Below are 14,606 nucleotides of genomic sequence, written 5' to 3' on the forward strand. Positions count from 1 at the left end.
ATTGCCACAGCTAAATAACTTAGACTGCGCTTGTGTGCTGGATTACATCAGTGGTGTTTCTTCTTTAGTTGTTTACCTACATGGGCTTATATAGATAGATACTTACAATTACTTGTTTTATCGTATGCTTTCTAAAGTGTTTTTCCACTGTTTTTATCATCAAACACGGTAGAAGATGTTTTATGATCTCCCTCGGATCGAAATAACGATCCAATGAATAGCAACTGTCTCCTTTAACCTGACTAAACCCAGTGTAGCACAGTTTTATAAAATTTTGTTCGCTGATAGCGAACTTAATAAAATTAGTATGCGCTTTGCAATATAGGATACAGGTATTGGTATTCCACCAGGAATTGACTCGGATTTTTGATCGCTTTTACTGAGTAAATAGCGATCACTGTTGTAAAACTGGTGGTTTTGGATTATGATTAGTGATCGCTAAGGCAATTATTCAGGCATACTAAAGTAGTTTAAATGTGCAGAGTCAATTAGGCAAAGGTAGCAGTTTTACTATTCAATTACCCTTTAATGTTAAGTCAATTTCCCAATTTAAACTGCTGTATCGTCGTCGCCAAGCTAAATTTAAATAAAATTTTCTTACCAAACTTTACTCATATTCAAAATAAACCCAGGCAATATCAACTCGCCGCTAACACTAGTAGGATTATCCAAACATTCCTCTGGCAATCCAGGACGATAAATATAAACTTTACGCTGCTTACGGTCAATCAACCAGCCTAACTGTATTCCTGGCTCATTCATATATTCCTCCATTTTTTCTTTCAAAGTTTGGAGGTTGTCGCTAGCAGATTTGAGTTCGACTACAAAATCTGGACAAATGGGAGCAAACTTTCGCTGCTGTTTTGGAGACAGAGAGTTTCACCATTCTAATTTAATCCAGGAAGCATCTGGAGAGCGTTCTGCACCTGTTGATAATTTAAATCCGGTACTAGAGCTAAAAGTTATACCTGTACCATCTTGTTCTGACCACACCCATAACTGCCCAAATATATTAACTTCTCGATTTCCTGTCTCTGAAACAGTAGGAGGCATTATTACCAATTCTCCACTCTTTTTTCGCTCAATGCGTAAATCACGATTTACCTGACAGAATTCAAAAAATTGTTCATCTGTCATTTGCATTGATGACGGAATTTGCAAAACCAAAGGGGATGAAAACATCTGGATTTTCTCTAGGTTCGGATGCTAGCCTACTGACTATATTCTCACCCAAAAAACAAAGACGCTAAGTTATATCTTGGCGTCTTTGCTTTTTTATCCAAAATCATTTTCAGATTTACTTGTTAGGCTGAGGAGTTACCCGCAGATAGGGTTTGACTTCCTCATAACCTTTGGGAAATTTCTGTTTGAGTACTTCTGGATCTTTGAGTGAGGGGACAATTACAACATCCTCTCCATCTTTCCAGTCAGCTGGTGTCGCCACGCTGTAATTATCAGTCAATTGCAGAGAATCAATCACCCGCAAAAGTTCATCAAAGTTGCGTCCTGTGCTGGGAGGATAGGTGAAAGAGAGACGGAGTTTTTTATTAGGGTCAATCACGAAGACCGATCGCACTGTCACAGCTGCATTAGCATTGGGGTGGATCATATCGTAAAGGTCAGCAACCTTGCGATCTGCATCTGCCAAAATTGGGTAGTTAAGAGTGGTGCTTTGAGTTTCTTCAATGTCTCCCACCCAGCCTTTATGGGATTCTACATCATCAACGCTGAGTGCGATCGCTTTGACATTGCGCTTGTCAAATTCTGGTTTGAGCTTGGCAACTGTGCCGAGTTCTGTTGTACAAACAGGTGTAAAATCAGCAGGGTGAGAGAACAGCACAACCCAGCTGTCACCTGCCCATTGGTAAAAATCGATGTCGCCGTGTGTTGAGGCTTGCGTAAAGTTGGGTACTGTGTCACCTAGACGGAGAGCCATAAGAGATTCCCTGTAGTTAGAAAGGCATATATATTCTAGTATGCCATCATGACATAAAACCCCCATTCCCCAATCGGGCTTTAGCAGTTTGAAACAAAATTTTAGGTTGTCAACACTCTCGGATATAAGGATAAGGCAGGTAAAAATTAATAAAAAAGACTAAAGATTGGGTATTAGAAATCGCATATTTAGATATTTTTCCTTCCCTACTCCCCAACTCTTTTTAGTAATGATGATAGTAATCTTTTTAGTTATTGGTGTTATCCTCAGCACAACTGCAAGTTTTGTTTTTAGAGTTCCCTGGTTGATGCCGATTTTAGGTGCTGCTATTCCCTATCCCATTTTCTTTTCACAAGTGCGTCGTCAACAATATAAAAGTGCTTTTTGGTGGATGTTATTGTGGGGAGTTTTGCAGAGTATTGCTGTAATTATAGCAACAGCGATATTACCAGAAACAGCAGCAAAAGTCATCCTCCGTGGACAGTCATACACTACAGAGATGTTGCACTGGATTCGCACGGGAGAAGGTTCAGAAGGAACACTGAGTTCATTTTTACCAGGTCATTTATTGTATTACGGGATTTTTTGTATTCTCTGCGTTGTTACCTTAAGTAGCGTGGCATTGATATTTGGCACTTGGATGCTGAACTACATGAATTTCTATGTTACGGAATTAGTGAAAATTAGCACTAAACCTTGGTTAGCAGCTATTTTAGGATGGTATCCTTGGTCAATTTTGCGGATAATCGGGTTTATTGCCACTGGGGTAGCTTTAGCAGCTTTAGGATTAAATTTAGTAATGCGCATCAGAGGCAAAGTTCCGAAGTCTCCCTTTCCAAAAACTTATATGTTGATTGGTGTTGGTTTTGTGATTGCGGATATCGTTGTCAAAGCAGTTTTAGCGCCTATTTGGGAAAAACTGCTATTGTCTGCGTTGGGTTAAATTCATTTGTTTGTCAAAATTTTTTGGTAAGCTTGGATTGTTTGCCTTGCGATCGCATCCCAGCTAAAATTTTCCAATGCATATTTTTGGGCGTTTAATCCCCTGCGTTGGCGTTCTGCGGGATTTTGCAAAGCTTCTTGTAGTAACTCTACCAGTGCTTGGACATCTGTTGTACCTACCCAACCCGACTCACTATCACGTATCTGTTGACAAATATGCACTTGGTCAGAAATGACTACGGGTACACCTGCAACCATCGCTTCAGCTACAGCAATCCCAAAGTTTTCGTAGTAGGAAGGCAAGACAAATAAATCAGCAGCTTGTAGTAAACTAACTTTGAGTTCACCAGTGACAAAGCCTGTAATTGTAGCGTGCGATCGCAATGGTGAATTTTGAATTTGGGATATTATCTTTTGTTCATAATCTGGTTCTTGGGGATTAGTACCAGCTAAGACAAAATGAAACTTATAACCAACCGCTAACAGCTTCTCTAGCGCTGGAATCAACAAATTCAACCCCTTTTTCGGGTCAATTCGTGACATAAACAGAACCAATGGTATATCTTTTGGTATTTCTAACTGACTACATACATTTTTAATAGAAGATTGACGGGGAATCACACCCAAAGGAATCACCAAATCTGGCGTAGATACTCCAAAACGTTCTGATATTTTAGCTTCTTGGTCGCTGGTAAAATGAATTGCTGCCGCACTAGCTAAATTTTGACGTTCTATAATTGCGGCATAAAGCTGTTTTAATTGCTTTTTTTTCTGTAAATCAGCCGGATCGAGAGTACCTAAAGGACGGAAAATATAAGGTAGCTTTTGCTGACGACAGACAATAGCAGCAGCACTAATTATTGGCGAGAATAAAGCATGAATATGTGCTATGTCAAACTCATGAGCGTGACGTTTTAGCCAGTTTAATAAATCTAAAGAAAATTTGTAGCGACGAAACGGCGCGCAACGAAAGTAAATTATTTCATAGCCATCTTGTTTAATTGGGCGATTTAAAGGAACATCTAGAGGTGTTTGACCATTATCACCATTACTATCAGTTGTGAGAATTGTAACTTCTACTCCCTCTTTTACTAGCGCTGGAGCTAATCCCAGTACCATTTGACTAGGCCCACCGTAAATTAGAGAAATTGAGGGGACAATTTGTAATATTTTCATTTTTTTGTCATTTATCCTTTGTTATTCACTAATGACCAATGACTAATGACCAATGACTAACTCTTGATAAAACTTTAATTGCTGTTTAGCCAAAGCTTTATTTGTATATTGAATCATTGCTTTTTGATAACCTATTTCACTTAAATTATGAGCAAAATCTGGTTTATCTATTAATTGAATTAAGCAATTAGCAAGAGCTTGAACATCACCTTCAGGAAATACTAAACCAGCGTCACCAATTACATAGGGAATTTCCCCAGAATCAGAACCAATAACAGGAACTTGGCAAGCCATCGCTTCAATTAGCACATGACCAAATTGCTCTTTCCAGCCAGCAGAAGTTAAGGTTTTAAACTTGTAAGTTGTTTCTGAAGGTAATACTAAAGTACTCATTAAATTGATATAACTTGCAACCTCATCATGGGGAACACTTTCTATCAAAATTAATCGTTCTTTAATATTGTTTTCTGCTGCAATTCTCATTAATTCACTTTGTAACTCTCCTCGTCCCAATAATAGTAATTTCCAAGGTTTATTTTTCAAAGTAGCTAAAGCTTGCAAAAGCGTTAATAAACCCTTTTCTTGGACAAATCGCCCTACAAAACCTACTACGAAATCCTCTTTTGCAATGCCCAACTTAGCTGCTAAATCTGGTTGAGCTTTGGGAGTAAATAAACTTTCATCTACACCCAGTTGTGGCATGACTTTAATTGCACCTGTATATCCCCGTTGTCGCAAAACTTCTGCTCCATCTTGATTGCCAGAAATAATACCGTGGCTGTGGTTAAGGTTATATTTTTCTAATAAAGAAATTGGTAATTTCAATTCATAAGGAAGATTCCACCAGGTAAAAAATACATTTTTTGCCTTGAGTCCTAATAGCTGATTTAAGGCAATCATTTGAGTATAAGCTAAGGCTCTAGACCCTTGTTCTACTTGGATGATTTGCGGGCGAAATTGTTTGAATAAAGATATCAAATCAGCGCCAAAGGTAAGGAGTCCCTGATGATTTTGACTAAAATTAGAAACTGGAACTATTTTAAATCTACCTTCATCACGGTATTCAGTTTCAATAATTTTGTTTTGTACACCGCCTGGTTTCCAGCGTTTTGGGACTACAACTGTAACTTCAATGTCAGGTTCTAATTGAGATAAAGCACGTAGTTTTTCACAGTTGAGGTCTACGATATAAGTGTGACTAGCAACTAAGATTTTCATTGTTATTTGTCATTTGTCCTTCACTAACTCCTAACTAAACTTGTTCATCTAATCGACTGTAAATTTGACCATCATTCCAGAGTGATTGGATGATAGTACCCAAGGCTTTGAAAAAACCCAAAGTGTAGAAAATAGCGCGAGTGGCAATTTTAATGGGGGAACCGCTTTTATGACAAGGTGGGCGTCCGAGAACGTGACAGTCAAATAAACGACCATATAAGCGCAAAGCTTGAGTCACAGTCAGGTTTTTCAGCCCCAGTAAAAAATGGTTGTGGTAGAAAGTGAGTTGATATTTTAGCGATCGCATACTAATATCATGACAACCCCCTGTTTCTTCGCCTAAATGCACCAGATGGGCTTCTGGGTCGTACCAAATTTTATACCCAGTTTGTCGCAACCGCAAACAAAAATCTGACTCTTCACGTACTGCACTCCCAGCAAATCTCTCATCAAACCTCAATCCATACTTAGTAAAAATTTCACGGCGAAATGACATATTGCAACCCCTTGCTGTCAGTACTTGTTGGGGTTTTATGGTATGTACTAAATCAATATGATACCAAGCAATTCCTGGGTCCATAGCTTCGGGAGGCAGATATTCAATCTCTAAATCTCCTCTAGAATCACCTAATTTCATTCTGTCAAAAACCCGACCGGCTACAGCCCCTACCTCTGGGTTTTGCACATAATTTTTCGCATGGGCTGCTAACAATCCAGGAGTTAACTGAACATCATCATCAATAAACAATATTATTTCACCAGATGACCGCCGGACGGCGTAATTCCGCGCCCCTGGTAAACTTGCCCAATCTAAGCGCAACCATTTAATTTTGCCTGCCTTTGCCATCTCTTCTAGGTAGGCTTGAATTTCTGGTTGGTGTTTTGCAGTTTGGTCTACAATTAAAACTTCAAAATTTGGATAGTCTTGTTTTAAGACATCCACAATGCTATCACGTAGCGCTTCTTCTCGTCCGTAGGTTGCGATTACTACAGTAACTAATGGCCAATTATTCATAGAATTTATTAAGTAATTTTATTACTCCTATAATAGCCTTGTAAAAATTAATTTTCATGAAATTCAGTAAGTGACTATTACTTTAATTTACATACTGTATTTTCACGTATTCTGGAAAACCTCACTTTTATTTTTTTCCCTGACTACGAAATTGCTTATCCATTAATAAGTATCATCAACAAGTAAGTGTATAGTGATAATTTCGAGCAAGGTTTGAAATACTGAGGTATTTTTGACCTCCAATCATAATCTTTGGCCATTTTTATTTCATTTAAATTGTTTTTAGACGTTTTTTCTTGTTTTTCTGCTGAGGGTTGGCATCTTCCTTATCTTGTTTCTCCAATTCTGGTAATTTAAAAAGAACTCCCGCAAAAAACCAATAATAGGCAGCAACAGGGTCGACATCCAGAGGATAGTAGTAAGTGTTGTAACTAATAAACAATATAAACACCCACAAAGCTGCTCCGGAACTGCGGAAATTACGGTTTTTTATCGAGCGATAGGTTTTAAAGCCAAGAACTGTTAAAGTTGATACCAAACCCAAAAACGCTAATAATCCAAAAATTCCCACTTCATAAAGTACTTTCGGGTAGTAGGTTTCTACAAGCTTAGTTTCACCCATCACACGGGCAGAGTTTGTTGCTCGTCCTAAGCCGCTTCCCAATGGCCCGTCTACATTTTTCCAATTTTCTTCAAATTGCTGGATGATAAAATCTTGAGGTGGTGAAGCGTTCCAACGACTGGTAAAACTCTCGGTTCTCTCTTGTACGACAGCAGGGTTAGCCACCATCGCAATTCCCAGAATGAAGGCAAGTCCCACGCCTATGGGGATAAATCGTTTTAGGTTGCCAAGTTGTCCGGTGAGCAACAGCAAAATCCCGAAGCAGATTGGTACTAAAGCTAAGGCGATTCTTTGTCCAGAAATTACAGCATCAATAAAGACTCCCACCAAAGAAGCTAAACCGATTATCCGCCATATTGGGGAGGGATCGTTGAAGCCGGTGGCAAAGGTAAAAAAGGTGCTAGAAATTAAGAACCATGCCCACTGCCAAGGAGCGACAAATGTCCCTGGTAGGCGAATAATCCCTTCTTCGGGACTATATACTAACGCTCCACCAAAATAACATCGGGCTTCGAGTGTTGCTCTAAATAAGGCATCTCCTTCCAGACCTCTAGTGCCTTGACATACACCAGTTAGTAATAAGAAATATTGAATAAATCCCAGCGCGCAGCAAATCAATGTGAGGACAATCTGGAGGCGCAATAAAAATAGAAAATCCCGCTTATCACGAATTAGATAGTAGGCACAACCAATCAAGGGGACATAGCCTAAAAATACTTTTAGTCCCAGAATTCCCATACCTAATGGTATTTCTTGGCGTGCTTTTTCTAATAGTCCTGCACTAGGCGGGTTAAATTGCTGTCCACCATTGACAAACAACAGTGTTAGCACACTGCAAGCTAAAACAATATAAAGTGGGATTTTAATACCTTTAGGAATAATTAAGGGTAGCCCCTGTCTACGGCAAGTCTGCCAAAGTCCAATTAGCGCTGGAACGTAAAAGGCATCTTTAGCTAATTGCAGTATGGGACTATTGCCCAAGTAGTAGGTGACAGTACCTCCCACAGGTATGTAAATGATGAAGGCATATAAAGCTTGGCGCGGATATTTGTAGGAAAGGGACATGACTATTATCCCCAACACGCCAGGGACTGCTGCTTTAATTCCAGCTACGAAAAAAAGTACAATGCCAACGAAGACACCACCAAAAGTGGCGGTGGTGAGTAAGCTAATGACTTCTTTACGTACTTGGGCAGATTTGCGCTTTTGGGCTAACTGTTCTTTGAGGCTAAGGGTAGAAGTTTCCTTTTTAGCCTGCTTTTTCGATTTTTTAGATTGCTGAGATTTTGATTTGAATTTTGCCATAGTGGCACTGTAGCCTATCAGCCTCGCAAAGTACTCCATTATATAGGACTAACGTTTGCTTTAGGGTGTGTTAGCACCGAAACTATGGTATAATTCCAAGCTTTGGGTGTGTTACGCTTTACTAATACACCCTACAAGACTACTTAGACTTTTTCAAAAACAATTTACAATTCTGATAGTTGATAAATTTCTTTGGATTGCTGTAATTTGTATAATCCGAATTCATCTCTCAATGATTGATTTAACAATTTACGATTAAAAATGTTAAATCTTAATCTTTTTGAATTGTTAAAAAGATTTTCTCCTGTTGCCAAAATATAAACCGCACCTGGAAATGGTAATGATTTAATTGATTTTCCTTTGTTCTTTAAAATATCTCTAACTTCAGCGTGGTCTATATAATATTTATAGTATCCGTAGCCTCGATTATATTCTGCGGTTTCTGGCAAATTATTCAAATCATATCGAAGAATATTACAAGTACCGCACATTTTATAAAAATTGTTTCTCTTGATATATATGTAATTACTGCCTTCCTGATATTTATAACCTTTATTTATAAACCATCCATTAGAATCAGGATGTTGTTGAACAAATTCGGCTAACTTTTCACTCACACAATCATCAGCATCAACTGTCATAGTATGAGTAGGAGAAAATTGACGTGCATAAGTCAATCCTTTTAAGATTTTACGCCCTTTATCTGTGTCTCCTTTGGCTTCAAGGGTAGGCTCGTTCGGAGGGGAAAAATCAACTGAAATGTATGTAATTTGAGGATGAGTGAATTTTATTCTGGGCTTTTCGTGACAAACAACAATAACGTGAAAGTTAGGTGAGGTTTGATTGCAAACTGATTTAATGCATCTTTCAAATAATTGTGTAACACGCTCCCAGGAATTGGAAACTTGTGCGCTTTTTAGTGGGATAATAAAAACAAGCACTGTATTTTATGAGAATAAATAGTTAGGAATCTCGAAGTAAATAATACCACGTTCCGATTGACGCTAAGACTGAATTCATATCATGTTCGGATAATTTAGTTATGATTCCCACAGTCATTGTACCCCACACGCCAAGGAAGAAGACCCTTACGGGTTCAGCATTTTGCTATCGACGGAAACCGCCAAGACGGCAAGTGCTTCACCGCGCTGGCTCCTCTTAATCCTCTCTCGGCAAACGGTGAAGGGAGATAAAGCATAGCTTTGGCTCTTTGGGATTCTTTGGGTTTAATGAATAATCAAAATGTCACAACTTCTACACATAATCAAGGGTAGTTAATTCGTAGAAGCTGTGATTAAACCTGGCGTTTTTTTGAAGCACAGATGAGATATTAACTAATTTAGTCCATCAGATGCTGCTGAACTTGCGAAACTAATTCATTTGTCCAGTAGTTAGCGAGTTCGGCATTGGCGGCTTCCACCATTACTCTGATGACTGGTTCTGTGCCAGAGGCGCGAACCAAAATTCTGCCAGAATCACCCATTGCAGTTTCAGCAAGAGCGATCGCTTGTTGCACAGGTTGGCAATCTTGCCATCCCAAACGGCGATCGCGATCGACAACTCGCACGTTCCGCAACAATTGCGGATAAGTTTGGAAGCTTTGATCTACTAATTCGCTCAAGGGAACACCCGCCTCTTTTACCAAAGATGCTATGTGCAATGCTGTTAACAAGCCATCTCCAGTCACGGCATAATGACAGCAAAGAATATGACCTGATTGTTCGCCACCTAACATTGCTCCAGTACGCTGCATTTCGGCTTGCACGTATTGGTCGCCAACTGCGGTACGAATTAAGTTACCACCAATTTGCTGCCAAGCTTTCTCAAAGCCTAAGTTGGCCATGACTGTAGATACAATCAGGTTGTCTGGCAATTGTTGGTTTTGTTGTAAGTGCCGTCCCCACAGGTAAAGAATGTAATCGCCGTTAACTTGCCTGCCTGTATTGTCTACTGCTAAGACGCGATCGGCATCGCCATCGAAGCCAAAGCCGATATCGGCGTTGTGTTCTTGTACCGTTGCTGCCAGAATGTCTAGGTGGGTGGAACCGCAGTTAACATTAATGCGATCGCCATCTGCTTCGTTATGCAAGCAGATTACCTCCGCCCCCATTTGTGTAAATATTGATGGTGCTAATCCAACTGCTGCTCCCCACGCCAAGTCTAAAACAATTTTCATTCCCTGAAGATTTAAGGCACTGTTCAAGGGTTTTTTCAACGCCGAACTATAATCTTCCACTAACTCGAAACGTGAGTAATGCCGTCCGTAATTACTGACTCTAGTTATTGGTGATATTTTGCCACGCAGTCCCGCTTCAATTTCTGCCTGCAATATTTGCGGTAACTTCCCACCATTGCCACCAAAAATCTTAATCCCATTGTCTTCTGGGGGATTGTGGCTAGCAGAAATCATCACTCCGCCGATGGCATTAGTGACGCTAGTGAGATAGGCAACCCCAGGAGTGGGGCATAATCCCAAATACCAGACTTCTAACCCTGCTGCTGTTAACCCTGCACTCAAAGCCATTGCCAGCATATCGCTAGAGTTTCTAGAGTCCTGTCCAAGAATGACTGGCCCTACTTGAGTCGCATGGTTACGTAAAACAATCCCCGTCCAAAAACCAACTTGCAATGCTAGAGGCGCACTCAGCAATTCTCCCACTCGCCCGCGAATCCCATCTGTGCCAAATAAAGGATTTGCTGGTAATGAGATTGAATTCAGTCCAAAACTGCTCTCAATCCCTTTGCCCAATCCCTCAACTTCAGAAGTAGAACCCCCAGAAATGCCCGATGTCCGAGTTATAGATGAAACCATATTTTTAAACACTCCACACAATCACACTGAAAAATAAATAGCACTTAAGACTTTATTCAGCAATTTTGACATGCTTTTTCTCTTTAAGAAATTCATTTTAGATCAAGCTATATTTACGTAATAATACTGAATTTCTCACTTTTATGTTGTAAATCTTTGATAAAGTTAGTATTGGTTTTTACGTTATTAATAAAGTCTCCACATCTTAGCCAATTATTCCCTTTATGCCTGCAATTTTCAATCTGTATTAGTTCACGCATTACAATGCTACCAACTAGGAAGTGTGTAATAAACATTACTCTGGTTTTATCACAAAAATTTTCACCAAAGCTGAGGATAATAGCAAGATTCAGCTAAGAATACAAAAAATCAAAATATTGAAATCTAAAATTCTGTTCTCTTAGCCTCGTTGCTGTGTAAAAAACTACAAAATCATCACAGCTTAAAAAATTTTAATATAAATTCTCATCAAATAGTTTTAAGGTAACGTTTTAATGGCCTTTTTAGCCGTTAGTGAATTAAAACTCCGGCAGTTAACTTTTTAAAGTTGAGAAATTTAGCATGAGCAGCAATTTAGCAACCAAATTACGTGTAGGCACTAAGAAAGCCCACACGATGGCAGAAAATGTAGGTTTTGTCAAGTGCTTTTTAAAAGGAGTAGTGGAAAAAAACTCTTACCGGAAACTTGTTGCTAACTTCTACTTCGTCTACTCAGCGATGGAAGAAGAGATGGAAAAGCACCGCCAGCACCCAATAGTTTCTAAAATTAATTTTCCTCAGTTAAATCGCAAGCATAGCCTAGAGGAAGACTTAAGTTATTACTTTGGTGCAAACTGGAAAGAGCAAATCAAACTATCTCCGGCGGGTGAAGCTTATGTACAGCGCATCCGAGAAATATCTGCTACAGAACCGGAATTGTTAATCGCCCATTCATACACTCGTTACTTAGGTGACTTATCTGGGGGACAAATTCTCAAAAATATTGCTGTAACAGCGATGAATTTGTCTGATGGACAAGGAACAGCTTTTTATGAATTTCCAGAAATTACTGATGAGAAGGCATTTAAAGCCAAATATCGGCAAATTTTGGATGAATTACCCCTTGACGAGGCGGCAAGCGATCGCATCGTTGATGAAGCTAACGCCGCCTTTGGCACGAACATGAAGCTATTCCAAGAATTGGAAGGTAATTTAATTAAGGCGATCGGTGTAATGCTGTATAATACCCTCACACGGCGTCGTACACGCGGTAGTACTGAACTCATCACTGCTGAGTAATTGTGTTGAGATTGCGGAGTATGGTGTGTGGAGTCATAAGTTCAGATAGCCGGATCGAGGATAATTCATAAGTGTTTGTGGGGAAAGAGCGATCGCCGCTCAAAATATTTAGGGGCAATAGCCTTGTGACTGCTTTTGATTCGTGAAAGTAAGCATGGGGAGATTGCCCCTCAATTATGATTAAAGCAGTTAGTGCCAATTTAAAAAAAGAATATGATAGATAAAATTTAGTTTTCTGAATTTTTAATTAGTATAACTACCTCTAACTTAAAGCATTACAGAACTTTTATATGTCGGCTAAACTGTTCTTCAACAAAATAGCTGCTAGAAAATTCACTTGCAAAAGAAACTTGATGAAAGTGATAATCTAGATTCAGCAAGTTATAGACAAGTCTTAAAAAATAATCATCTATCCAGAAATCTACATCAAATAGCGAAATACCATATTTTCCTTCCAACCTGCGATTTAAAGTTTTTAGCAACCAAGACCATTGAGGTTTAAGAGTTGGATCGATGCGGTTCCCAAATACAGGATTAAAAAACTGATTTACTTGAGTTGTTCTTACATCAATCATTTTAGTTAATAAATCTGCTGCTTTGATTGGAGATGAATTAAACCAATAGTTAGCAACCACTAAATCATGTAAATAAGCAACTACAATTTTCGGGTTTTCTTTAATGAACTGCGAACGACAAACAATTCCTCTGATTGATGGAATTCTTAAATTAATTGTTTGAGATAGAGGCAGCTTTCTGACAAAAGCATAAGCTTCTAAAATTGAGGCAAAAGTCTGACAACATACGTAAGCATCGATAGTTTTATTTGCCAAACTCTTACTTGCTCTACGAGGATCTTCATTCACTAATCTGCAATCTTTACTGACATCCATATCATAGAGGTCAAAAAGAGTAATGATGAACCTATGGGCATTTGAACCAAATAAAGTAGAAATTCGTTTACCTTTTAGATCCTGGATAGTGTTTATAAAAGAATCTTTATGCAAAACAATATTTATATCTTGACCCAAAAGATTATATGAAGCAATCCCAATTAATTTAGAACCAAAACTTAAATCATCAAAGAATTGGCTACCATTATTCAACAGAGAAATATCATCTAAAATACAAATATCTACTTCTCCCCGTTTCATCTGTCGGTTCATTTGTTCCCCAGAAGCAAACGGCAGAATTTGTAGCTCGAAATCTCGATTAATTTCAATATTTTTGAAAATAGTCTGTTCAAGTGATGATGCTCTCTGTAAATCAGAAATATATTTAGTTCCATATCCAGCAATCAACTGTCCTATAGAATCTCTCTGAATACCTATCCTCAAAACATTTTCTTCTTTGGGAGAACAGCTACCTAAAAATAAATTTACGTTGGGCAAACTTCCTAAGTTATCTGCATCTAGTCTAAAACTTCTTACCAAGCTCTCTGCGGATATTAACAATTCACTAAAGCGAGGAACATGAAGATAAATTCCATATTCATTGATATCTTGAATCGGAAAAGTTAAAACTTGGTATTGAGATATTATATCAGCTTGGCAAAAGTCAGGTAAGATAGTTAGCTTTTTATTTTTTTCAGCGTAGTTTAGTACATCTTGATAACTGTGTAGCACCTGTACACCGCTTAATTTGTTCATCAAAAATTCATTTTTAGATAGTTCTTGATGAACCTCTTCTAAAAGTACAACATCAGCCAGATTGATATCATTTATCTTAACTGGGCTATGCTCATTGAGATATTTACTTGCCCCAAAAGATACCAACAGCATTTTATGAGTTTTTAATCTAGTGCAGTGGTGTTCTTCTTTGTATCCAGCGCAACTGTTGAGCAAAAGATCCATTTCTAGAAGTTGAGAATTGGAAAAAAATCTACTATTTTTAATCGCAATCTCTTTAATATTTCTACCTGGGAAACAAAGCTGAAATCGCTGCAAATATTGTTTGAGCCAGACTTCTAAAATTAAACTAGTAGCTCCCAATATCAAATCTTCGCCCTCAGCGCTAAATGTTGCCTGAAATTCTTCTTGGAGATTTTCTACAGTTTCTACAACATTAAGTGTCTGGGAAATCAATTTCCTGCCTTTATTAGTCAAACATATAGAGCCAGGAGAGCGATTTAGGAGAACTACTCCAAAGTAATCCTCTATTTGTTTGACTTTTTTACTAATTAATGCTTGACTATAACCTAGTTTTTGTGCTGCTTTAGAGAAGCTACCACAGTCATCTACTGCTTTTAAAATTTTGAGGTGATTTAGGGTAATGTCTTCGAGTTTAATCTTATTCATGCTAAGTA

Annotated in this window: 10 protein-coding genes and 1 pseudogene; 2 read left to right on the forward strand and 9 right to left on the reverse strand. The window is 38.5% G+C overall.

From position 1 onward, the window contains the following. Positions 1 to 597: 597 nt before the first annotated feature. Both V7K79_RS17335 and V7K79_RS17340 read right to left on the reverse strand, forming a co-directional pair. Positions 598 to 1,182: pseudogene (locus V7K79_RS17335) on the reverse strand (Uma2 family endonuclease). 115 nt (positions 1,183 to 1,297) lie between these two features. Further along, positions 1,298 to 1,936, reverse strand: coding sequence for a peroxiredoxin (locus V7K79_RS17340; RefSeq protein WP_334914041.1), 639 nt, complete (start codon positions 1,934 to 1,936; stop codon positions 1,298 to 1,300). Between the two features lie 229 nt (positions 1,937 to 2,165). On the opposite strand from V7K79_RS17340, the gene V7K79_RS17345 reads away from it, so the two are divergent. After that, entirely contained in the window at positions 2,166 to 2,879 is a 714-nt protein-coding gene (locus V7K79_RS17345; RefSeq protein ID WP_335049241.1) for a hypothetical protein, read from the forward strand. Positions 2,880 to 2,881: 2 nt separating this feature from the next. Here the strand turns inward: V7K79_RS17345 and hpsP are convergent, their stop codons facing one another. The 6 genes from hpsP to glmM all read right to left on the reverse strand — a co-directional run bounded on the left by hpsP (position 2,882) and on the right by glmM (position 11,026). After that, positions 2,882 to 4,054 (reverse strand): hormogonium polysaccharide biosynthesis glycosyltransferase HpsP, encoded by a 1,173-nt coding sequence (gene hpsP / locus V7K79_RS17350; RefSeq protein ID WP_335049242.1) that lies wholly within the window; start codon positions 4,052 to 4,054, stop codon positions 2,882 to 2,884. A gap of 42 nt (positions 4,055 to 4,096) precedes the next feature. Further along, positions 4,097 to 5,272 carry a hormogonium polysaccharide biosynthesis glycosyltransferase HpsO gene (hpsO, locus tag V7K79_RS17355; RefSeq protein WP_335049243.1) on the reverse strand — a complete coding sequence of 392 codons (1,176 nt, stop codon included), beginning with the start codon at positions 5,270 to 5,272 and terminating at the stop codon, positions 4,097 to 4,099. 34 nt (positions 5,273 to 5,306) lie between these two features. Then, positions 5,307 to 6,287, reverse strand: coding sequence for a hormogonium polysaccharide biosynthesis glycosyltransferase HpsN (hpsN, locus tag V7K79_RS17360; protein WP_335049244.1), 981 nt, complete (start codon positions 6,285 to 6,287; stop codon positions 5,307 to 5,309). 271 nt (positions 6,288 to 6,558) lie between these two features. Then, on the reverse strand, positions 6,559 to 8,214 hold the full coding sequence (hpsL, locus tag V7K79_RS17365; RefSeq protein ID WP_335049245.1) for a hormogonium polysaccharide biosynthesis protein HpsL: 1,656 nt from the start codon (positions 8,212 to 8,214) through the stop codon (positions 6,559 to 6,561). A gap of 164 nt (positions 8,215 to 8,378) precedes the next feature. Further along, entirely contained in the window at positions 8,379 to 9,155 is a 777-nt protein-coding gene (locus V7K79_RS17370; protein ID WP_335049246.1) for a glycosyltransferase family 2 protein, read from the reverse strand. Positions 9,156 to 9,553: 398 nt separating this feature from the next. Further along, entirely contained in the window at positions 9,554 to 11,026 is a 1,473-nt protein-coding gene (gene glmM / locus V7K79_RS17375) for a phosphoglucosamine mutase (protein WP_335049247.1), read from the reverse strand. Between the two features lie 561 nt (positions 11,027 to 11,587). On the opposite strand from glmM, the gene V7K79_RS17380 reads away from it, so the two are divergent. Beyond that, positions 11,588 to 12,304 carry a biliverdin-producing heme oxygenase gene (locus V7K79_RS17380; protein WP_335049248.1) on the forward strand — a complete coding sequence of 239 codons (717 nt, stop codon included), beginning with the start codon at positions 11,588 to 11,590 and terminating at the stop codon, positions 12,302 to 12,304. A 275-nt stretch (positions 12,305 to 12,579) separates the two neighbouring features. On the opposite strand, the gene V7K79_RS17385 is transcribed toward V7K79_RS17380, so the two are convergent. Then, positions 12,580 to 14,598: a LysR family transcriptional regulator gene (locus tag V7K79_RS17385; protein WP_335049249.1), complete on the reverse strand. Its 2,019-nt coding sequence runs from the start codon at positions 14,596 to 14,598 to the stop codon at positions 12,580 to 12,582. Positions 14,599 to 14,606: the final 8 nt, after the last annotated feature.

This window comes from Nostoc sp., from assembly GCF_036917575.1.
GTDB lineage: Bacteria > Cyanobacteriota > Cyanobacteriia > Cyanobacteriales > Nostocaceae > Nostoc.